A 20212-nucleotide genomic window follows, 5' to 3' on the forward strand; every position below is an offset into this window, starting at 1 on the left:
TGGGCGGGTGACCTCCAGGACCACCACTCGCGCCGCCCGACTCGACCAGGTCTGTGCCGATGCCGTCGGGGTGGCCCGTGGCGCGATCACCGATGTGGACCCCGCAGACGTCGGCGATCACCTCGAGGTGATCGCCGAGGGCGACCGGGTGGTGACGCATTTCTTCGAGTCGCACCTTGACGGTTACCGGGGCTGGCGCTGGGCCGTCACGGTGACCCGGGTGCCACGCAGCCGGCACGTCACGATCTGCGAGACCGTGCTGCTACCCGGGCCGGATGCGCTGCTCGCCCCCGGCTGGGTGCCGTGGAACGAGCGGGTGCAGCCCGGTGACCTGGGCGTCGGCGACCTGATGCCGACCGCGCCGGACGACGACCGGCTGACCCCGGGTTACGTGCTGAGCGACGACGCCGCTGTCGAGGAGGTCTCCTGGGAGCTCGGCCTGGGCCGGTCCCGGGTGATGTCCCAGGACGGCCGGATGGAGACCGCCCAGCGGTGGTATGACAGCGACGCCGGCCCGGAGGCCCCGATCTCCGCCGCCGCCCCGCGCAACGCCCGCTGCGGCACCTGCGGGTTCTACCTGCCGCTGGCCGGGTCACTGCGGCAGATGTTCGGCGTCTGCGGCAACCTCTACGCGCCCGACGACGGCCGCGCGGTGAGCGCCGACCACGGCTGCGGTGCCCACTCGGAGGCGTTGCTGGCCGGCGCCGAGCAGCCGGTCGACGAGCTGCCCACGGTGTATGACGACAGCGAGGTCGAGACCATGGCGGTCAGCCGTGGCCACGGCTCGGTGGAGTCAGGCGAGCCGGGCGAGGATTACGGCCACAGCTAGGAGGCCTCCTCCACGCGGAACTCCGGGTGCGTCAGCGCCCGGCGGCGTTTCCTGTTCCGATCGTGGACGATCATCGTGATCAGGCCGGGGATGCCGACCAGGAAGCCCCCCACGGCGATGTCGAACCACTCGTCCGGGGCATCGGCGAGGCGGAAGACGATCGCGGCGATCACGAACGCGGCGAGCCCGGCGAGCGCGAACGGCACCATCGGCGGGTCCAGCGGCTCCGGGCGTGGCTTGGTGCCGGTCACCACGCTGAGACCGGTCGGCGATGCGTCAGCCCGGGTTGCGGGAGACAGGTCACTCACTCCGCCAGGGTAAGGCCATTACGGAACGTCTCGGCGCAGGACGTGAGAGTTGTAACATCACTCCGCTTTTGCCGAGGTCAACGCGTCTGGCACCATGCGCGAATCGTCAATGTGCCAACCCGTTCACTGTGCCACCCGGAAGGGCCAGCATGTCTGCACCTGCGGAGACTGTTGCGACGCGCAACGCTTTCGACCGTTTCTTCCAGATATCTGCTCGTGGTTCAACGCTGAGCCGTGAGATCCGTGGCGGTTTCGTCACCTTCTTCACGATGGCCTACATCGTCGTCCTCAACCCCCTGATCCTGGCCGGTGGCGCCGACCAGAAGGGGGCGCACCTCCCGCTGGCCGCGCTCGCGGCGGGCACCGCGCTGGTCGCCGGCGTGATGACCATCCTGATGGGCGTGGTGGCCCGGTTCCCGCTGGCGCTGGCCGCCGGGCTCGGCGTGAACGCGCTGGTGGCGTACGAAATCGCGCCGCAGATGACCTGGGCCGATGCGATGGGCCTGGTGGTGATCGAGGGTCTGCTGATCGGTGTCCTGGTGCTCACCGGCCTGCGGACCGCGGTGTTCCGGGCGGTTCCGACCCAGCTCAAGACCGCTATCGGGGTCGGCATCGGCCTGTTCCTGATGATCATCGGGCTGGTCGACTCGGGCTTCGTGCACCGCGTGCCGGACGCCTCCAACACCACCGTCCCGGTCGAGCTCGGCCTGGGCGGCAAGCTGCTCACCTGGCCCACCCTGGTCTTCGCGATCGGTCTGCTGTTCACCCTGGTGCTCTTCGTGCGCAAGGTGAAGGGCGCGATCCTGATCGGCATCCTGGGTACCACGGTGCTGGCCATCGTGGTCGAGGCGATCGCCGGGGTCGGCTCGGTGGTGCAGAACCCGCACGGCTGGTCGCTGAACGTGCCGAAGATGCCGGAGAAGGTCGTCGGCACCCCGGACCTGTCGCTGCTCGGGCACTTCAACGTGCTCGGCTCGTGGCAGCACGCCGGCTGGCTGGTCGCGCTGATGTTCGTCTTCACGCTGCTGGTGGCGGACTTCTTCGACACCATGGGCACGATGGTCGCGGTCGGCCAGGAGGGCGAGATGCTCGACGCCGAGGGCATGCCGCCGAAGACCAAGGAGATCCTGCTGGTCGACTCGCTCGCGGCGGCGGCCGGTGGCGCGGCGAGCGTCTCCTCCAACACCTCGTTCGTGGAAAGTGCCTCCGGGGTCGGCGAGGGTGCGCGTACCGGGGTGGCGAACCTGGTCACCGGCGGCCTGTTCCTGGTGGCGATGTTCTTCTCGCCGCTGGTGCAGGTGGTGCCGTTCGAGGCGGCGTCGACCGCGCTGGTGGTGGTCGGCTTCCTGATGATGACCGCGGTGCGGCAGATCGACTGGACCGACTGGTCGATAGCGGTACCGGCGTTCCTGACCATCACGATCATGCCGTTCACGTACTCGATCTCGAACGGGATCGGGGCCGGGATCGTCTCCTACGTCGTCCTGAAGGCGACCACCGGCAGGGCCCGGGACATCCACCCCATCCTGTACGGGGTGGCAGCGCTCTTCGTCCTGTACTTCTGCCGGGGCCCGCTGGAGTCCTGGGTCCTCTGAGTCGCGTGACCACGTCACCGGGTGCGTTAGCGTGCCCGGTGACGGCTGTCATACGGTCGATGACATGTCGTTAGCCATGCTCATTAGCTAGGCTAAGTATCGTGACGGAGCGGGTGATGACAACGGAGCGCACAGCGGAGTCGCTGGCCAAGACGCTGCGAGAAGCGATCATCCGATTCAGCCGGCGGGTCCGGCAGGCCCGGCCGGTCGGTGACCTGACGTTCAGTCAGCTCTCCGCGCTGACCAGCCTGCAACTGGCCGGCGCGCTGACGCCGCGTGAGCTCGCCGACGTGGAGCGGGTACAGCCCCCGACGATGACCAAGATCATCGGGAAGCTGGAGGATCGCGGACTGGTGGCACGGACACCGCACCCGACCGACGGGCGCCAGGTGATCCTGGCCGCCACCGACGAGGGCCGGGCGGTCTACGCGCTGCACGAGCGGACTCGCAACGAGTGGCTGGCCGTGGAGTTGGCACGGCTCAGCCCGGAGGAACGGGAAACCCTGGCACGCGCCGCGGAGATCATGCAGCGCGTCGCCCGCGGCTGAGGCCGGCCCACCCAGCGGGGAAGCCGGGTCGTTCCGCTTCGTCACGTGACGATGACGCGTACGACCAGCGAGGGGGCACGACCGGATGCGGGCAGTGCTGAACACGACCTTCCGATCCCTGCGAGTCCGGAACTATCGCCTCTTCGCCGGTGGCCAGCTGATCAAGCTGATCGGCGTCTGGATGATGTTCACCGCCCAGGACTGGCTGGTCCTGGAGCTCTCCGACAACTCGCCAGGTGCGCTCGGCGTGGTCACCGCGCTGCAGTTCGTCCCGGTGATGCTGCTGACCCTGTACAGCGGGCGGCTCGCCGACCGGTACGACAAGCGAAAACTCCTGATCGTGGCGAACACCGTGTTCGCCGTCACCGCTGTCACCTTCGCGATCATCGTGGCCTCCGGCATCGTCCAGCTCTGGCACGTCTTCCTGTTCGCGCTGTTGTTCGGCATCGCCAACTCGGTGGAGACCCCGGTCCGGCAGGCCTTCGTCTCCGAACTGGTCGAGCTGCCGCTGCTGCCGAACGCCCTCGCCCTCTCCGCGGCCACCTTCAACTCCGCCCGGATCGGCGGCCCGGCGCTGGCCGGCGTGCTGCTCTCGCTGGTGTCCACCCGCGGGGTGTTCCTGATCGCCACCGCGCTGGCGATCGCCCCGGTCTTCACCTACCTGCGGATGGACACCACCGAGCTGCACGGGATCGAGCGCGCGGCGCGCGGCGGCGCCCGGGTGCTGGACGGCCTCAAGTACGTCGGCAAGCGCTCCGACCTGCTGCTGCCGATCTGCCTGATGGCGGTGATCGGCATGATCGGCTTCAACTTCCCGGTCACCCTGGCCGCCCTCGCGAAAATCAACTTCCACGCCGGCGCCTCCTCGTTCGGCCTGCTCACCACGGCGCTGGCGGTGGGCGCGCTCGGTGGCGCACTGGCCGGCAGCGGGCGGCGATCCCGGCCGGGGGCGTACCGGGTGATCGGCGCCGCGCTGGCCTTCGGCGTGCTGGAGTTCGCTGTCGGCTTCGCGCCCGGCTTCGTGAGCGCCATGCTGCTGCTGGTGCCGACCGGGTTCTTCTCCATCTATCTGGCCCAGGCCGCCAACCACCGGGTGCAGATGGGGGTGGACGCCGCGTACCGGGGGCGGGTGATGGCGCTCTACGTGCTGGTCTTCCTCGGGACCACGCCGATCGGGGCGTCGCTGGCGGGCTGGTGGGGCGAGCGGTTCGGGGTGCCGTCGAGCATCTGGATGGGCGGGCTGGTGTCGTTCCTCGCCTCGGTGGTGGCACTGGCCTGGCAGTTGCGCAGCAGCGGCGACCGGCTGAGCGTGCGGCTCCGGCCACGTGCCGGGGTTCGGCTGATCGCGGCGGCCGAGGCGGGACAGGGTGAGCGGACGTCCGAAGAGGATCCCCTTGCCCCACCCCGAGGGCGTGCTCGGGAGGCGGCCGGCGGCGACCGGGTGGCGCACGTCTGACGGACCGGGTGTCCGTTGACCGGGACGGAAACGGTGCCCGATGTCGGTAAGGAACCTGGCATTTAGGTAGTTGGCAGAATAGGTCCGCCGAACGGGTGTTCCGGACCGGTGTTTCGGAGGCTTAACTTCGAAGCGTGGCTATGGTGCAACTGGTCGTGATCTCAGCGGCGTGGATGACGCTGCTGGTCCTGTCCTGTGCCCGAGTCATCCTTCGGCGGCCCGCCCCGCGGCGGCCCGCCGACTCGGGTCACCTGCCCCGGCGGCGTTCCGCGCCTCGCCGGGTGCCCGCCCCGGGCCGTCTGCCGCGCAAGGGTTCTGCGCAAGCGTCCTGGGCCCGTCGCCCCGGCGCGCAGAACAGGGAGCTGCGCCGGCTGGACCGGGACATGCAGACCGTCGACGTGGCCGCCCGGATGGCGGCGCTGCCCGCTGTCCCGATCGAGCAGCTCGCCTTCGACCTGCGCCGGCTCGCCCGGCAGCGGCGCACCAGTCCGCTGCGCTGGTCCGAAGTGGGCATGGCGGCGCTGCTGCAGGCCTACGACGCGCGGCTCCAGCTGGCCTGCGCCTGCCTCGGCGTGCCGGAGCAGCTCCAGCCGCTGAAGGGTGTGGACCGGGAGGCCGAGCGCGTGCGGGTCGAGGGCCGGCTGGAGGCGGCGGGTCTGGCCCTGCGCGGCTGACCGACGCCGCGCGGCGGCCGGTTCGTGCCGCGCTGCGGGTTACTGTCCGCGCACACCGCGCGGTCGGCTGTGGCCTGCGCATACGCGGCTTACTCCACCTGCGGCCGGCTCATGCTCAGCCCTGCGCGTACCGAGCGGCCCGGGCTCCGGGCCGCTCAGGCTGCGCGGTCGGCTTCAGGGAGGTCTCAGGTGTGGTGCTGGTCAGGGCTGGGGTTCGGCGGGAGGGCCCACTCCTGGCGGACGTGATAGTTGCCGAGTGCGCTCTCTACCAGGGCGAAATCGGTCACTGGCCAGGTCGGACCGGCGTACCCGGCAAGCGCCGTGAGCAGGCCGCGGTCCTGGTGGTAGGAGACGGTCAGATGCGGCCGGAACGGCCGTGGGTCGATGGTGAACCCGGCGTCGTCCAGCGCGACCCGGACCGACTCGCGCAGCGCGCCCAGCTTCCGCAGGTCACCGGCGAGCCCCGCCCAGGCCACCGGGCCGAAGCGGCCGCCGCCGGTCAGGCGCAGCGAGAAGGCGGCCGGCGCCGGCACCGTGGCCAGGGCATCGGTCACCGAGGGCAGGCGGGCATCGTCGACCTCGCCCAGGAAGGCCAGGGTCACGTGCCACTTCGACGGCCGGGTGAATCGGCCGTCGGCCGGCAATACACGGCGCAGGTCCTCGCGGACCGCGGGCGGCGGAAAGACAGCCACGAAAAGCTTGCTCACCAGGACTCCGGAGCGGTCGCCAGCGGGAAGCCGGCCAGGCAGGACTCGCTCACCAGGACGCCGGAGCGGCCCTCAGCGGGACGGCAGGCCGTGAAGAGATCGCTCACGAGAGGTCCGGGTGGCCGCCGGTCTGGCGGCGGCCACGACGGCTCAGGAGGACTCGCGGGCGGCCGGGCCGCCGCCGAACAGCACGTCATCCCAGCTCGGCAGGCGCTTGCGAGGCTTGCTCTCCTCGCCCTCCGTGCTGGCCTGCGCGGTCTGGCCGACCGTGCGGCGCGGGCGCAGGACCGCCAGCGACGGCACCGCCGGGACCTCTTTGGGCAGGTCGGAGTCGTCGTCGAAGGCGGAGCCGGAACCGCCGCCGAGCAGCGCCGCGGCGCCACCGGCGACCGGGCGGCGAGCGGCCGGGGAAACCGGCTCCAGACCGCGACCGGAGGAACCCTCCAGCGGCCGGTCCAGTGAGGCCAGCAACGCGTCGCGGCCGGCCCGGATCGGGTCGCGGGTCGGGCGGGCCGGTGCGTCGGCAGCGGGCAGGCCGTGCCCGCCGCGGGTCGGCTCGCTGCTGCGGGCCGGGCCGGGCAGACCATGGCCGCCGCGCTCGGGGGCCGGCTCCTGGCCGAGGATCTGGGTGGGCCGCTCGGCGCACAGGTACTGCGCCATGTCGTCGTGCGGGGAGACCACCTGACGACCTTTGTCCAGGTCCCAGATGGCCTGGGCCGTCGCTTTGCCGGACGGCCAGGTGGCGACGATCCGCCAGGTGCCGTCGTCCTTGCGGAACGCGTCCCAGGAGATCTTCTCGGTGTCGATGCCGTGCTGCGCCAGGCGACTGTCGACCACCTCGGCCAGCGGCTGACCGGAATCGGACGTCTTCAGCCTGGTACGGCGCGCGTGCTGGGCCAGCATGGCCCGCTCCTGCAGCACCGGACCGGCGTAGCGCAGCACCCGGTCGACCGGGACTCCGGCGATCCGGGCCACGTCCTCGGCGGACTCGCCGGAGCGGATCCGGGCCTGGATGTCGCGCGGGGAGAGCGACGGCTGACTGTCCGATGCGATCACCGCGACCGCCGTGCCCGGCACCGGGGGACCGTCCGTGATCACCCCGGTCACCCGGTCGTCGAGAGGGAGCGCCAGTAGGCGGCCCACCTCGTCGGCGAGCACGAGGGCCTGTCCGTCCTCGGAGAGGGCGACGAAGCGTACCGGCCGCATGCGTTGCCTCCGTCTCGTCGCGTTGGCCTGTGCTCCCGAGAGTCAGTCACCCGGGCGCGTTTCGGAACACGGTACGCGCCTTGGTCACCCGATGGGGGTAAGCCACGCCGTCAAAGTAGCTGACCAGCGTAGATGATCTTCGTCGTCGGTGGGCAAATCCAGACCATTCAAACCCGGCTTTTGTACGACCTACAACTCCCCAGGCGCATGAGTCAGGTCACCGGGCGACCCCGCGACGGATTCCCGACACCGGGCCGCCTCGGCGACTCACGGGTGTGGCGGGTGGTCACGGCGTACCGGAGAACAAGCGCGACACGGGCGCGGTGCCCGCGCCGCGCGTGGTTTCCGGTCGGTACCTCAGAGCCGCTCGACGACGTAGTCGATGCAGCTGGTCAGGGCGATGACGTCACTGGGGTCGACGGTCGGGTAGAGCGCGATCCGCAGCTGGTTGCGCCCCAGCTTGCGGTACGGCTCGGTGTCCACGATGTCGTTGGCCCGCAGCACCTTGGCGATCGTCGCGGCGTCGACGCCCTCGGCGAAGTCGATGGTCGCGACCGCCGCCGAGCGCAGCGCCGGGTCGGCGATGAACGGCTCGGCGAACGACGAGCGGTCGGCCCAGCCGTAGAGCGCCGCGGCGCTCTCCGCACTGCGCTTGACCGCCCAGGACAGGCCGCCCTGCGCGTTCATCCAGTCCAGCTGCTCGGCCGCCAGGAAGACGGTGGCCAGCGCCGGCGTGTTGTAGGTCTGCTCCAGCCGGGACTGCTCGATCGCCGTCACCAGGTCGAGGAACTGCGGGATGTACCGTTTCGTCGCCTTGATCTCGAACGCCCGCTCGATCGCGGCCGGGGACATCAGGGCCAGCCAGATCCCGCCGTCCGAGCCGAGCGCCTTCTGCGGGGCCAGGTAGTAGACGTCGGTCTCGCGCAGGTCCACGTCGAGGCTGCCACCGCCCGAGGTGGCGTCGGTGAGCAGCAGGGCGCCCGGGTCGGCGCCCTCGACCCGGCGGACCGGCACCGCGACACCGGTCGAGGTCTCGTTGTGCACGCTGGCGTAGACGTCCACGCCGGCCTCGGCGGTGAGATAGGCCGCCTGGCCGCCGGGAGCCCGGTGCACTGTCGGCTCGGCCAGGAACGGCGCGTCCGTGACCGCCTTGACGAACTTGGCACCGAACTCGCCGAACTCGGCGAACTGCGCCTTCTCGCGGACCAGGCCGAACGTGGCGGTCTCCCAGAACGCGCTGGTCCCGCCGTTGGAGAGGACCACCTCGTAGCCGTCCGGCATCGAGAAGAACTCGGCGAGGCCGCGGCGCAGCCGGGCGACCTGGTCCTTCACCGTTTTCTGCCGGTGGGAGGTGCCCATGAGGGTGCGGGACACCGCGGAGAGCGCCTCGACACCCTCCGGCCGGACCTTGCTCGGCCCGGAGCCGAACCGCCCGTCGACGGGCTTGATCGCGTCGGGGATCTGGATGTCAGCCACTGTTTGCCTCGGTTCTCCGCTGCGGGTCGGCTCAGCCACGGTCACACATTATGGGTCAGCTGGGACCAGCCCTCGACCTCGGAGGGTTTACGGGGCTCCGGGCCGATGTAGCGCAGGGCCGGGCGCAGGATCCGGCCGAGCTTCTTCTGCTCCAGGATGTGCGCGCTCCACCCGGCCACCCGGGCACAGGTGAACATCGAGGTGAACATGTGCACCGGCACCTCGGCGAAGTCGAGCACCACGGCGGACCAGAAGTCCACGTTCGTCCACAGGTCGTGGCCGGGCTTGCGCTCCCGCAGCTCGGCCAGCGCCGCGGTCTCCAGGGCCACGGCGACCTCGTAGCGCGGGGCGCCGAGATCCTTGGCGATGCGGCGCAGCACGCGGGCCCGCGGATCCTCGGCGCGGTACACCCGGTGACCGAAACCCATCAGCCGCTCGCCACGGTCGAGCACGTCTTTCACATAGCCCTCGGCGTCGCCGCTGCGCTCCACCGCCTCCAGCATGTGCAGCACCCGGGTGGGCGCGCCGCCGTGCAGCGGGCCGGAGAGCGCGCCGATCCCCGAGGAGATGCAGGCGGCCACGTCGGCGCCGGTGGAGGCGACGATCCGGGTGGTGAAGGTGGAGGCGTTCAGCCCGTGCTCGGCGGCGGAGATGAAGTACGCGTCCACGGCCTTGACGTGCCGCGGGTCCGGATCACCGCGCCAGCGACGCATGAACCGCTCCACGATGGTCTCCGCCTTGTCGATGTCCTTCTGCGGGACGGCCGGCAGGCCGAGACCGCGAGCCGCCTGGGCGACGAAGGAGAGCGCCGTCACCGAGACCCGGGCGAGATCCTTGCGGGCCTGCTCGTCGCTGATGTCGAGGAGCTGGTCGAGACCCCAGTAGGGCGCCAGCATGGCGACCGCGGACTGCACGTCGACCCGGATGTCCCCGGAGTGCACCGGCACCGGGAACGGCTCGGCCGGTGGCAGCCCCGGCCCGAACCGGCCGTCCACCAGCAGCCCCCAGACGTTGCCGAAGGAGACCTGGCCGATCAGATCCTCGATGTCGACGCCGCGGTACCGCAGCGCGCCACCGTCCCGGTCGGGCTCGGCGATCTCGGTCTCGAACGCGATGACGCCCTCGAGCCCCGGCTTGAAGTCGGACACGGCACTCCCTGGGAGACGTGAGCTGCGGTGAGTGATTCATCTTGCCCGCCGGGTAACCGCACGGTCGACCCGTGAGGATTGTGCTCTCGATGACACCCATCCTGGTTCAACTGACACCCGGCGGGCGGGGACTTAGGTTCGTTCCGTCAAAGGGGTGGCTTCGGTTTTCCGCCGCGGGTCAGCCCTGTCGAAAGGAAGTACCCCGGATGCCAACCGCTCAGCCGTCCCCCGCCGGGATGCGCCGTGACTACACCGAGCACGGACCTTTGCTGGAGAGCTCGCTGGCCGGTGACTGGGCCACCCAGTTCGCCGCCTGGTTCGCCGAGGCGACAGCGTTCGGGCTGCCGGAGCCGAACGCCATGATCGTCGCGACGGCGGGTCCGGACGGCCGCCCGTCGGCTCGTACCGTACTGCTCAAGGGGTACGACTCGACCGGTTTCGTATTTTTCACCAACTATGAGTCGCGGAAGGGGACCGAGGCGGCGCTCAACCCGTACGCGAGCCTGGTCTTTCCGTGGTTCTCGATGCAGCGGCAGGTGATCGTGGCGGGCCCGGTCGAGCGGGTGTCCCGGGCCGAGACCGAGGAGTATTTCGCCTCCCGGCCGCGCGGCTCGCAGCTCGGCGCCTGGGCGAGCCCGCAGTCGACGGTGGTGAGCGGGCGGGACGCGGTGGACGCCGGGCTGGCCGCGGCGATCGAGCGGTTCGGTGACGGGCCGGTGCCGGCGCCGCCGCACTGGGGCGGGCTGCGGGTGCGGCCCGAGACCGTGGAGTTCTGGCAGGGCCGGAGCAACCGGCTGCACGACCGGCTGCGGTACCGCGCCGACGGTTCCTCCTGGATCGTGGAGAGGCTCGCCCCGTGAGCGTGGTGGCGAGACCGCGCCGTTCCTGGATGATCGACACCAGCCCGCTACGGGTGACGACGTTCCGCCGGATGTGGATCGGCAACGGGGCGTCGTTCTTCGGCTTCCAGTTCACCGCGGTGGCCGTACCGGTGCAGATGTTCGCGATCACGCACTCGCCGTTCTGGGTCGGCCTGCTCGGCGTGGCCGGGCTGATCCCGCTGCTGATCTTCGGGCTCTGGGGCGGCGCGGTGGCCGACGTGGTCGACCGGCGGCGGCTGCTGCTGGCCAGCTCGGCGCTGACCTGGGTGGTCACGCTGGGCCTGCTGGCACAGGCGGCGGTCGGGGCACGCAGCCCCTATCTGCTGCTCGCGCTGACCGCGGTCCAGTCGATCGGCTTCGCGATCAGCTCGCCGGCCCGGCAGTCGATCATCCCGCGAATCGTGCCGACAGCGATGGTCCCGGCGGCGAACACACTGAACTACACGACCACCACGGCCGGCGGCGTGCTCGGCCCACTGGCGGCCGGCGTGATCATGGGGGTCTGGTCGACGGGTACCGGCGTCGAGGTGGCCTACGCGGTCGACGCCCTGCTGTTCACCGTGACGTTCTGGGCCACCTGGCGGCTGCCGCCGATCCCGCCGATCGAGCACGACGACTCCGGTGAGAAGCCGACGGCCGGCCTGCGCGGCATCGTGACCGGCCTGAAGTTCCTGGTCACCCAGCCGGTACTACTGCTCTCCTTCGGCATCGACCTGATCGCCATGGTGTTCGCCATGCCGCGGGCGCTGTTCCCGGCGGTGGCCGAGGAGCGGTTCGGCGGCGGCTCCGCGGTCGGCTGGCTGTTCAGCGCGATCGCCATCGGCTCGGTGCTGGGCGGCCTCACCTCCGGCTGGATCAGCCGGATCCGCCGGCAGGGCATCGCGCTGGTGGTCGCGGTGGTCGGCTGGGGTGTCGCGATCGCCCTCTCCGGCCTGGCCGACCAGCTCTGGCTGATGATCGTGCTGCTCGCCGTGGCCGGCGCGGCCGACCTGGTCAGCGCGGTCTACCGGCAGACGATCATGCAGACGTTCGCGCCGGACCGGCTGCGCGGCCGGCTGCAGGGCGTGTTCACCGTGGTGGTGGCCGGCGGTCCCCGGCTGGGTGACCTGCGGGCCGGTGCCACCGCCGATCTGACCAGCGTGGGCGCCTCCTGGGTGGGTGGCGGCTTCCTGGCCGCCGCGCTGGCCGTCGTCCTGGCGTTCGCCTTCCCGGCACTGATTCGTTACCGGCCCGTCCCGGAACCCGCCGACAATGCCGGACGATAGTGTCGCGGGTATGACAGAGACAGCCGCGAAATCCGGGGTCCAGTGGTCGATCGAGGCGGACGGTCGCCGCGCCGTTCTCGCCGAGGTCGGTGGCACGCTGCGTAGCTTCTCGTCCGGCGGGGTGGAGCTGCTCGACGGCTTCGGTCCGGACGAGATCTCCCCGGGTTCCGCCGGCCAGACTCTCGCGCCGTGGCCGAACCGGATCCGGGACGGGCAGTACACGTTCGAGGGGACGACGTACCAGCTGCCGCTCACCGAGCCGGCCCGGCACAACGCCATCCACGGCCTGGTGAACTGGTCCCGCTGGCGGGCCACCGAGCACACCGCCTCCGCTGTCACCCTGGAGTACGACCTGCCGCCCCAGGTCGGTTACCCGTGGGCGCTCACCCTGCGGACCCGCTGGTCGGTCTCCGCCGAGGGACTGCGCTGCGTGCAGGAGGTGGTGAACACCAGCGACGCGAACGCGCCGTGGGGGTACTCGGTGCACCCGTACCTGCGGCTGCCCGGCGTCACCGTGGACAACACCGTTCTTCAGGTGCCGGCGAAAACCCGGATCCTGGCCGACGCCCGGCTGCTCCCGATCGGCGCGGTGAAGGTGGCCGGCAGCGAGTTCGACTACGCCGAGCCCCGCCGGATCGGGACGGCGATCCTGGACACCACGTTCGGCGACATCGATTTCGGCGCCGACGGGCTCACCGAGGTGGTGCTCGCCGACGCGAACTCGGACGCGAAAATCGTCTTCTGGGCCGACGACAAGTTCAAGTACTGGCAGGTCTTCACCGGCGACACCCTGCACGGCGAGCGGCACCGCCGGTCGGTCGCGATCGAGCCGATGACCTGCCCGCCGGACGCGTTCCGCTCGGGCCGGGACCTGGTCACGCTGGCCCCGGGCGAGACCTGGACCACCGCGTGGGGGATCCGCGCCTGATGGAGTTCGACGAGGTGATCCGCCGGCGGCGGATGGTCCGCGGGTACGACCCCGCGCGGCCGGTGCCGCCGGAGCTGGTCGACAAGATTGTCCGGCATGGGCTACGGGCCCCGTCCGCCGGCTTTTCCCAGGGGTGGAGCTTCCTGGTCCTCACCGACCCCGACGACCGGAAGCTGTTCTGGTCGGTCACCTCCACCGGGTCGACTCCGGAGGCCGGCGCCTGGCTGGCGCGGATGAGCACCGCGCCGCTGGTCATCGTCGCCCTGTCCAACAAATCGGTTTATCTCGACCGGTACGCGGAATCAGACAAGGGCTGGGCGGACCGGGACGAGTCCCGCTGGCCGGTGCCGTACTGGGACGTGGACACCGGATTCGCCGCGCTGCTGATGCACCTGACCGCGGTGAACGAGGGGCTCGGCTCGTGCTTCATCGGGCTGCCCGCCGACCGGATCGACGCGTTCCGCTCGGCGTTCGGGGTGCCCGGCGAGTTCCACCCGGTCGGTGCGCTGACGGTCGGCTATCGGGGAACGGACAAGAGGTCACCGTCACTCAAGCGCGGTCACCGTCCGGTGGACGACGTGGTGCATCATGGCCGGTGGGCTTCGGCCGTGACGGTCCCTCAGGCGTCGGGTGGTGCCTGACCGGACCGCGGCTAGGCTGGCATACCGATGGACATCTCGCAGGGAGAGGGGCAGCCGCCGTGATCTTCAGAGCGGTCCGGGACGGAGCCCCGTACCCCGATCACCACACCACGCTGAAGGCGTGGGCGGAGATCCCGCCGCGGCCGATCCGGCTCGCCGACCTGATCACCACGAAACGGGAGCTGGCGCTGGACAAGCTGCTGGCCGAGGACTCGACGTTCTACGGGGACCTGTTCCCGCACGTGGTGGAGTACCAGGGCGCGCTGTACCTGGAGGATGGGCTGCACCGGGCGTTGCGGGCGGCGCTTCAGCAGCGGAACCAGATTCACGCGCGGGTTCTGGTCGTCGAGGGTTAGGCCTTTTGTCGGGTTTTCGCGCGGGATGCTGGCGTTCCGGCTCCTCCGGTCGCGAATTGTCGGACCCCCTCCGTACCGTTGGGGCATGGCCAACTCACCGGATGTCGAAGAGCCGACGACGGAGTATCCGGCCGTGCCCGATGGGGCCGAGCCGGTCGCCCCGGCCGTCCTCCCGGAGCACAGGCCGAGCTTCTTCGCCCGGCTGCTGATCTTCATCGGCGTCGTCTTCGCCCTGATCGTCGCGTCCTGCTTCGGGCTGCGCGCGATGCACGTGCTGCCCTCCTTCGACAACCCGTTCTCCGATCAGACCGTCGACCGCAGTCAGCCGGTGCTGCTGCAGTCCATGCGCGACCTGCATCGTTACGTGGCGGCCGACGGCACCTTCCAGGTGATCGTCGACCTCCAGCAGAACAAGGAGAACATTCCCGACTTCCTGGTCAACCGGCGGATCCTTTTCGTCGGCTCGGGCACTGTGGAGGCCTATGTCGACTTCAGCGCCCTCGCCGGGGACGCGCTCAAGGTCGACAACGAGAAGAAGACGATCGAGCTCACCCTTCCGCCGCCGCAGCAGTCGACGGCCGCCCTCGACATGGCGAAAAGCTACGTGGTCGAGGAGAACCGCGGCCTGCTGACCAGCATCGGTGACGCGTTCCACGCCGACACCGACAAGCAGCAGCGGGTCTACCAGATGGCCCAGGAGAAGATCACCGAGGCGGCCAGGTCGAGCGGGCTCGATCAGCGGGCGCAGCAGAACACCCAGCTGATGCTGGAGAGCCTGTTCGTCCGTCTGGGTTACACCTCGGTCAAGGTCAACTTCACCCATCCCTGACGGTGGAACCGGGTAAATGGGTGACGCCGCCGCCCCCGGGGGTGGTGGGGCGGCGGCGTCGGGAATCGCGGCCCGGTGGTTGGCGGGGCTGCGATCCGGCTTGCGGGCCGGCGGCATCGTTGCCGGTCGGCTGGTGGTCTGGCTTGCGGGTCGGGGGCATCGTTGTCGGTCGGCTGGTGGTTCGGCTTGCGGGTCGGCGACCGGCATTGTTGTTGGTCGGCTGGTGGTTCGGCGGTGCCGTCCGTTGGCGTTGCCCATTCGGTGCGACGGTTGGGGCGGCTCGGTGTTCACGGCGAGTCGCGAAAATCTGGCTCGATCACCGGCGCGAGCTGAACGTGACGGCGATGACCAGTTGGTTCGACCCCGCCTTGGACAAAGCGGGAGACGGCGGGTCAGCGTCGGTTCGCTTCGCGGCCGAGTCGGCGAGCACTCGTCTGCGAGTTGTGCGGGGTGGCGGTCGCCTGCCCGTGGGTTGCTGGGCGGGGCAGGCGGGGATGGGTCCCGGCCGGGTGTGCCAGCCCGGCTTCCGCCCGGCCGGGAGCCTTCATCGACCGGCGAGGTGGACGCCGGTCCGGTTCGCTTCTGGATATGTGCCCCGAAAGCCGGCGGGTTACTCGCCGGCCATCGGTGTCCTTGCGTCCGGTGATCGCTTGGTGGGGCGGCGGCTGCTCGGCGGTGATCCTTGCGGGGCGGCCGGCTGCTCGGCAGTGGTCGCTGAGTGGGATGGCCGGCTGCCTGCCGACGGTCGCTCGGTGGGGTGGCCGGCTGCCGGGCGGCGGTCGCCTGGTGGGGCTGGCTGTCAGGCAGGAGTCGCTTGGTGGGGTGGCCGGCTGCTGGGCGGTGGTCGCTTGGTGGGGCGGGCGGCCACCGGACGCTGGTTGCTCGACGAGGGTGGGCGCCGGCGGTGGTCAGGGGTTACTCGTTGGGCATCAGGACCCAGAGGATCAGGTAGGCGATGAACTGGGGGCCCGGGAGCAGGCAGGACAGGACGAACAGCAGCCGGACCGTTCCGGAGGACAGCCCGGTGCGGCGGGCCAGACCGGCGCAGACGCCGGCGATCCAGCGGTCGTGGCGGGGGCGGGTCAGGCTGCGCGACTTCAGAGGGCTGGTCACGATCATCCACTCCTTCAGTGGTGGCCGGGGCGCTGCGCCCCGGACCACTTCGACGTTAGGTACGGCGGGCCGGTCGTCCCTCATCCCGCAGGGGGAGAGTGGCCACCAAGCTCCCGTAAGGGGGACCCGTACCCGAATGCCTCTCGCTGTTAACCTTTAGCCTTCTTGCGAGGCCCCGAGCTGCGGGCTCTTGTTCATCTTGTGGAGGCAGACGGTGCCGCTGGCCCTCCTGTACCCGGGCCTCGGGGCCACCCCCACCGGCGACGAGCCGAGCGCCGGGCTGAGTGGTGAGCCGGGTGGCGAGCTGCGCCGGGATCTCATCGCCGCGCTGCGGACCGCCGGGGCGACCGAGATCGATCGGGTGGAGCCGGGCGATGATCTGCGCGGGCGGATCCGGGAGGCGGCCGGCCGGGCGCATGACGCGGGCGAGCCGCTGCTGATCTGCGCCGACAATCTCGTGACCCATCACAGCCTGTTGTGGATGCTGGCCACCGATCCGGCCGGGCGCAGCACCGTGCTGGTGGCTCCGGACCCGGCGGGCGAGCTGCGGGAGGATCGGGGACGGGCGGTTCCGGCCGGGTCGGGCGCGGGCACGGTGCGCTATCTGGGTGCGATGTGCCTGGCTCCGACGGACCTGATGCTCCTGGAGAAGGTCGTCGACCGGCTCCCGGCGTACCGGAAAGGGGTCCCGGCCGAAAGCGACAGCGACTCCGCAGCGGACCGCGTGGGTGCGACGGACCGTGACGGCGCGGTGGATCGTCACAGCGCGGCGGACCGCGACAGTGCGACGGACTGTGACGGTGCGACGGACTGTGACGGTGCGGCGGACCGTGACGGCCTGGCGGACCGCGAGGCTGCGGCGGGCCAGGACGGTGACGCTGCGGTCGGTGCCGGCGGGGCTGGGGATGATGGCGCTGGGCTGGTGACGGGGCTGCTCGAGGCGGGGCTCGTGCCGGTGGCCGTGCGGGTGCGTGAGCTGCACGCGGAGCAGGTGCGGAGCGACGGGGAGCTCGCCGCCGCCCGGGGACGGATCCGCGGGATCGACGAGGACCGTGCGCGGTTGCGGCTCGCGGTCAAGGAACAGGACGACTTCTTCACGACGTACGCGGTGAGCACCTGGTCTCCGCTCGTCACCCGTGCCGCCGCCCGCCTGCGCCTGAGCCCCACCGCGGTGACCGGGCTCTCCGTGCTCTTCGCGGGCGCCGCCGCGCTGGCCTTCTGGCAGGCCTCCAGGGCCGCCATGATCCTCGGCGGGGTGCTGCTCTACCTCGGCTTCGTGCTGGACTGTGTGGACGGGCAGCTGGCCCGGTACACCCGGCGGTTCGACGCGTTCGGCGGCTGGCTGGACACGATGGCGGACCGGGCCAAGGAGTACGCGGTCTACGCCGGGCTGGCGGCCGGCGCCGATCGCCTCGGACTGCCCTACGCGTGGCCGCTCGCGATCACCGCGATCGCGCTGCAGACCGTGCGGCACATGACCGACACCTGGTACGGCGCGTTGCACGACGAGGCGGCGGCCCGGCCCCGTCCGCAGACCGCCGGTGGCGTCGGCGCCCGGCTCTCGGCGGCTTCGCAGGCGGCGCAGAGCAGCCGCGGGTCGCTGATCTACTGGGCGAAGCGGATCGTGGTCTTCCCGATCGGCGAGCGCTGGGCGCTGATCGCGGTGGCCGCCGCGCTCACCGACGGGCGGGTGACGCTGACCGCGATCGTCGGGTTCGGGGTGCTGGCATTCCTTTACACGCTGTCGCTGCGGTCGCTGCGCGCGCTGTCGATGCGGGTGGCCGTGCTGAACACCGTCGACACCGGGCGGCACCGGGACGACGGCTGGCTGGCGCGGCGGGTGCTGGGCCGGGCCCGGATGGATTTCCCGCTGGTGGTGACGGCGGTGCTGGCGGCGTACGCGATGGCCGGCCTGGTCGCCGGCGAACCGCTGCGGACCGGACTCCTGGCGGGCGGGATCCCGGCGGCGCTGGCGGCCGGGATGACCGCCCGGGCTCGCCATGACCGGCCACTGGACTGGCTGGTGCCGGCCGCGCTGCGGGCCGCCGAGTACCTGCTCGTGGTGCTCGCCGGGGTGGTCGGCGGGGTGCCCTGGCCGGTGGTGTTCCTGCTGGTGTTCGTGCTGGCGCTGCGGCACTACGACCTGACCGCCCGGATGGAGAAGGGCGCGCCGGGGACCCGGGCCGGTGCGGCGGTGCTGGGCTGGGAGGGCCGGACGGTGCTGCTGGCCGGGGTGACGCTGGCGGGCTTCGCGACCGGCGGGTTCGCGGTGCTGGCGGTGCTGGTCGGGGGAGCGTTCGCGGTTACGGCGATCCGGGACTGGCGGGCTTCGCGCACTCGGTGAGCGGGCGGTGCCCCGCTGTCGCGGGGCGGCGGCGGTGGTGCGCGGTTCGAGGCGGCGGTGGTGGTGCGCTGTCGCGGGGCGGCGGCGGTGCGCGGTTGCGAGGTGCTCCGGGTCATCGCGAGGTGTGCCGCGACGGTGGGGAGTTGCGCCGGACGCCTGGCGACGGCGGGGGCGGGGCTCGGCTGCTTGCCTGAGGCGGGACCTCCGGGCGTACCGGAAAGCGGCGGATCCTGGGGCGCCGGAGCAGGGAGCGAACAGCGGACCGCGATTTGTCGGTTCTTGCTGGGAACGTGCACACAATGTCTCCCAGAGTTCGGATCTCCGTAATCGATTAATCACTATCCGCGAATGGCACGTTCGCCCGATGGCAAAGCATCGAAGGCACTCGCAAAGTCAGTACCCGATCGCCGACCGTCGTGGGATCGGGATCACAAAAACGATCGGGGAGGTTGGCGGTGTCCACCGTCGCGCTCAAGGACGTCACCAAGATTTGGCCAGATGGCACGGTTGCCGTGGATCGGGTGTCGCTCGACGTCCGGGACGGCGAGTTCATGGTTCTGCTCGGCCCCTCGGGTTGCGGGAAGTCGACGGTGCTCCGGATGATCGCCGGGCTGGAGGACCCCTCCGACGGGGAGATCCTGCTGAACGGTGAGCCGGTGCTCGACGTGCCGCCGCGCGACCGCAGCATCGCCATGGTGTTTCAGGACTTCGCGCTCTATCCGCACATGACGGTCGCCGACAACATCGGCTTCCCGCTCAAGCTCTCCGGTGTCGAGCCCGGCTCCCGGCAGGACCGGGTCGGCACGGTGGCCGGCGCGCTCGGCATCGGCGAGGTGCTCGGCCGCCGCCCCAGCCAGCTGTCCGGCGGGCAGCGGCAGCGGGTCGCGATGGGCCGGGCGATGGTCCGCCGCCCCGGCATCTTCCTGATGGACGAGCCGCTCTCCAACCTGGACAGCGGCCTGCGTGCCGAACTGCGCGCGGAGATCACCAGCATGACGCGGGAACTCGGCGTCACCACCATGTACGTGACGCACGACCAGGCCGAGGCGCTGACCATGGCGGACCGTGTGGCGATCATGCGGCGCGGCGTCCTCCAGGACCTGGGCACCCCCACCGAGGTCTACCGCCGCCCGGCCACCCTCTACGTCGCCGCCTTCCTCGGCTCGCCGCGGATGAACCTGCTGGAGGCGTCGGTCTACGTGCACCTGGACCGCTACGTCGCGCTGAACTTCGGTGAGCAGACGCTCTACCTGGCCTGGACCGACCCGCGCTCGCGGGCGGTGGCGCGGTACCACGGCGAGCGGATCGTGGTCGGGCTGCGGGCCGAGGCGCTCACCCCGGTCACCCCCGACACGCCCGGGACGGTCCTGCACGGCCGGATCCGCTACCTGGAGCACCACGGCCACGAGTCGCTGGCCTACCTGGACATCGGCGCCACCGCGATCGTCGTCGACGAGATCGGCGGCCCGGCCCGCGAGCAGCCCTCCGGCGGCACCCTGAAGCGGCTCGGCGGCGCGCTCCAGCGCCTCACCAAGTCGACCTCCGCCACCGCCCAGGAGGAGCAGCAGCGCGGTCCGATCAGCGTGCTCGACCCGGGACGGCACCACCGCAAGGCGGCCGAGCTGTCGGTGCGGCTGGCGCCCTACCCGGCGGTCACCCCCGGGCATCCGCTCACCGTGGCCGTACAGATGGACGCCGTGCACTTCTTCGACGAGCGGGGAGACCGGATCGACGTGGGGTGGCGCTGATGGGCCGGCGCGCGGTGTTGCGGTCGGGCGCCACGTCGGCCCGCCGTGGCGCCGGGCCGCGCCATGGTGCGGCGGCTTCGGGCGGCGTGGTGGCTCGGGGTGGCGCTGGGTCGCGCCATGGTGCGGCGGCTTCGGGCGGCGTGGTGGCTCGGGGTGGTGC

19 protein-coding genes are annotated in these 20212 nt (G+C 71.2%); 13 read left to right on the forward strand and 6 right to left on the reverse strand.

The features are described from left to right. Positions 1 to 7: 7 nt before the first annotated feature. On the forward strand, positions 8 to 829 hold the full coding sequence (locus Actob_RS01650; RefSeq protein WP_284918163.1) for a DUF3027 domain-containing protein: 822 nt from the start codon (positions 8 to 10) through the stop codon (positions 827 to 829). Here Actob_RS01650 and Actob_RS01655 read toward each other — a convergent pair. Next, positions 826 to 1137 (reverse strand): DUF2530 domain-containing protein, encoded by a 312-nt coding sequence (locus Actob_RS01655; RefSeq protein ID WP_407653538.1) that lies wholly within the window; start codon positions 1135 to 1137, stop codon positions 826 to 828. The genes Actob_RS01650 and Actob_RS01655 overlap by 4 nt on opposite strands. A 149-nt stretch (positions 1138 to 1286) precedes the next feature. Between Actob_RS01655 and Actob_RS01660 the strand changes: the two genes are divergently transcribed. From Actob_RS01660 to Actob_RS01675, 4 genes are all read left to right on the forward strand, one after another. Further along, positions 1287 to 2732: an NCS2 family permease gene (locus Actob_RS01660; protein ID WP_284918164.1), complete on the forward strand. Its 1446-nt coding sequence runs from the start codon at positions 1287 to 1289 to the stop codon at positions 2730 to 2732. Positions 2733 to 2833: 101 nt separating this feature from the next. After that, positions 2834 to 3280 carry a MarR family winged helix-turn-helix transcriptional regulator gene (locus Actob_RS01665; protein WP_407653539.1) on the forward strand — a complete coding sequence of 149 codons (447 nt, stop codon included), beginning with the start codon at positions 2834 to 2836 and terminating at the stop codon, positions 3278 to 3280. An 85-nt stretch (positions 3281 to 3365) separates the two neighbouring features. Further along, the gene (locus Actob_RS01670; RefSeq protein ID WP_284918167.1) at positions 3366 to 4736 is read left to right on the forward strand and encodes an MFS transporter; all 1371 of its coding nucleotides are present in this window, start codon (positions 3366 to 3368) and stop codon (positions 4734 to 4736) included. A 140-nt stretch (positions 4737 to 4876) separates the two neighbouring features. Further along, entirely contained in the window at positions 4877 to 5410 is a 534-nt protein-coding gene (locus Actob_RS01675) for a hypothetical protein (protein ID WP_284922207.1), read from the forward strand. A gap of 185 nt (positions 5411 to 5595) precedes the next feature. Here the strand turns inward: Actob_RS01675 and thpR are convergent, their stop codons facing one another. From thpR to Actob_RS01695, 4 genes are all read right to left on the reverse strand, one after another. Next, positions 5596 to 6117 (reverse strand): RNA 2',3'-cyclic phosphodiesterase, encoded by a 522-nt coding sequence (gene thpR, locus Actob_RS01680; RefSeq protein WP_284918168.1) that lies wholly within the window; start codon positions 6115 to 6117, stop codon positions 5596 to 5598. Between the two features lie 150 nt (positions 6118 to 6267). Then, on the reverse strand, positions 6268 to 7323 hold the full coding sequence (gene sepH, locus Actob_RS01685) for a septation protein SepH (protein WP_284918169.1): 1056 nt from the start codon (positions 7321 to 7323) through the stop codon (positions 6268 to 6270). Positions 7324 to 7680: 357 nt separating this feature from the next. After that, positions 7681 to 8799 (reverse strand): phosphoserine transaminase, encoded by a 1119-nt coding sequence (serC, locus tag Actob_RS01690; RefSeq protein ID WP_284918171.1) that lies wholly within the window; start codon positions 8797 to 8799, stop codon positions 7681 to 7683. 41 nt (positions 8800 to 8840) lie between these two features. After that, positions 8841 to 9947 (reverse strand): citrate synthase 2, encoded by a 1107-nt coding sequence (locus Actob_RS01695; protein WP_284918172.1) that lies wholly within the window; start codon positions 9945 to 9947, stop codon positions 8841 to 8843. A 206-nt stretch (positions 9948 to 10153) separates the two neighbouring features. Here Actob_RS01695 and pdxH point away from each other — a divergent pair, with 206 nt between their 5' ends. The 6 genes from pdxH to Actob_RS01725 all read left to right on the forward strand — a co-directional run bounded on the left by pdxH (position 10154) and on the right by Actob_RS01725 (position 14847). Further along, a complete protein-coding gene (gene pdxH / locus Actob_RS01700) occupies positions 10154 to 10807 on the forward strand; it encodes a pyridoxamine 5'-phosphate oxidase (RefSeq protein WP_284918174.1) in 654 nt (217 codons plus the stop codon). A gap of 29 nt (positions 10808 to 10836) precedes the next feature. Continuing rightward, positions 10837 to 12093 (forward strand): MFS transporter, encoded by a 1257-nt coding sequence (locus Actob_RS01705; RefSeq protein WP_284918176.1) that lies wholly within the window; start codon positions 10837 to 10839, stop codon positions 12091 to 12093. 10 nt (positions 12094 to 12103) lie between these two features. Continuing rightward, on the forward strand, positions 12104 to 13021 hold the full coding sequence (locus tag Actob_RS01710) for an aldose 1-epimerase family protein (RefSeq protein ID WP_284918177.1): 918 nt from the start codon (positions 12104 to 12106) through the stop codon (positions 13019 to 13021). Further along, positions 13021 to 13662 carry a nitroreductase family protein gene (locus Actob_RS01715; RefSeq protein WP_284918178.1) on the forward strand — a complete coding sequence of 214 codons (642 nt, stop codon included), beginning with the start codon at positions 13021 to 13023 and terminating at the stop codon, positions 13660 to 13662. The genes Actob_RS01710 and Actob_RS01715 overlap by 1 nt, the downstream gene beginning before the upstream one ends. Positions 13663 to 13721: 59 nt before the next feature. Continuing rightward, positions 13722 to 14018: a type II toxin-antitoxin system VapB family antitoxin gene (locus Actob_RS01720; RefSeq protein WP_284918179.1), complete on the forward strand. Its 297-nt coding sequence runs from the start codon at positions 13722 to 13724 to the stop codon at positions 14016 to 14018. Positions 14019 to 14103: 85 nt separating this feature from the next. Next, entirely contained in the window at positions 14104 to 14847 is a 744-nt protein-coding gene (locus Actob_RS01725) for a DUF4230 domain-containing protein (protein WP_284918180.1), read from the forward strand. Between the two features lie 915 nt (positions 14848 to 15762). Here the strand turns inward: Actob_RS01725 and Actob_RS01730 are convergent. Beyond that, positions 15763 to 15966, reverse strand: coding sequence for a PspC domain-containing protein (locus Actob_RS01730; RefSeq protein WP_284918181.1), 204 nt, complete (start codon positions 15964 to 15966; stop codon positions 15763 to 15765). Between the two features lie 208 nt (positions 15967 to 16174). On the opposite strand from Actob_RS01730, the gene Actob_RS01735 reads away from it, so the two are divergent. Both Actob_RS01735 and Actob_RS01740 read left to right on the forward strand, forming a co-directional pair. Next, entirely contained in the window at positions 16175 to 18304 is a 2130-nt protein-coding gene (locus tag Actob_RS01735; protein WP_284918182.1) for a DUF5941 domain-containing protein, read from the forward strand. Positions 18305 to 18759: 455 nt separating this feature from the next. Next, positions 18760 to 20052, forward strand: a complete 1293-nt coding sequence (locus Actob_RS01740) for an ABC transporter ATP-binding protein (protein ID WP_284918183.1) — start codon at positions 18760 to 18762, stop codon at positions 20050 to 20052. Positions 20053 to 20212: the final 160 nt, after the last annotated feature.

This window comes from Actinoplanes oblitus, assembly GCF_030252345.1.
GTDB classification, from domain to species: Bacteria; Actinomycetota; Actinomycetes; order Mycobacteriales; family Micromonosporaceae; genus Actinoplanes; species Actinoplanes oblitus.

Coding starts and splice junctions, on each gene's coding strand:
- Actob_RS01660 (WP_284918164.1), top strand. CDS start 1,287: ATGTCTGCACCTGCGGAGACTGTTGCGACGCGCAACGCTTTCGACCGT.
- Actob_RS01670 (WP_284918167.1), top strand. CDS start 3,366: ATGCGGGCAGTGCTGAACACGACCTTCCGATCCCTGCGAGTCCGGAAC.
- Actob_RS01675 (WP_284922207.1), top strand. CDS start 4,877: ATGGTGCAACTGGTCGTGATCTCAGCGGCGTGGATGACGCTGCTGGTC.
- sepH (WP_284918169.1), bottom strand. CDS start 7,323: ATGCGGCCGGTACGCTTCGTCGCCCTCTCCGAGGACGGACAGGCCCTC.
- pdxH (WP_284918174.1), top strand. CDS start 10,154: ATGCCAACCGCTCAGCCGTCCCCCGCCGGGATGCGCCGTGACTACACC.
- Actob_RS01705 (WP_284918176.1), top strand. CDS start 10,837: ATGATCGACACCAGCCCGCTACGGGTGACGACGTTCCGCCGGATGTGG.
- Actob_RS01710 (WP_284918177.1), top strand. CDS start 12,104: ATGACAGAGACAGCCGCGAAATCCGGGGTCCAGTGGTCGATCGAGGCG.
- Actob_RS01715 (WP_284918178.1), top strand. CDS start 13,021: ATGGAGTTCGACGAGGTGATCCGCCGGCGGCGGATGGTCCGCGGGTAC.
- Actob_RS01725 (WP_284918180.1), top strand. CDS start 14,104: ATGGCCAACTCACCGGATGTCGAAGAGCCGACGACGGAGTATCCGGCC.
- Actob_RS01730 (WP_284918181.1), bottom strand. CDS start 15,966: ATGATCGTGACCAGCCCTCTGAAGTCGCGCAGCCTGACCCGCCCCCGC.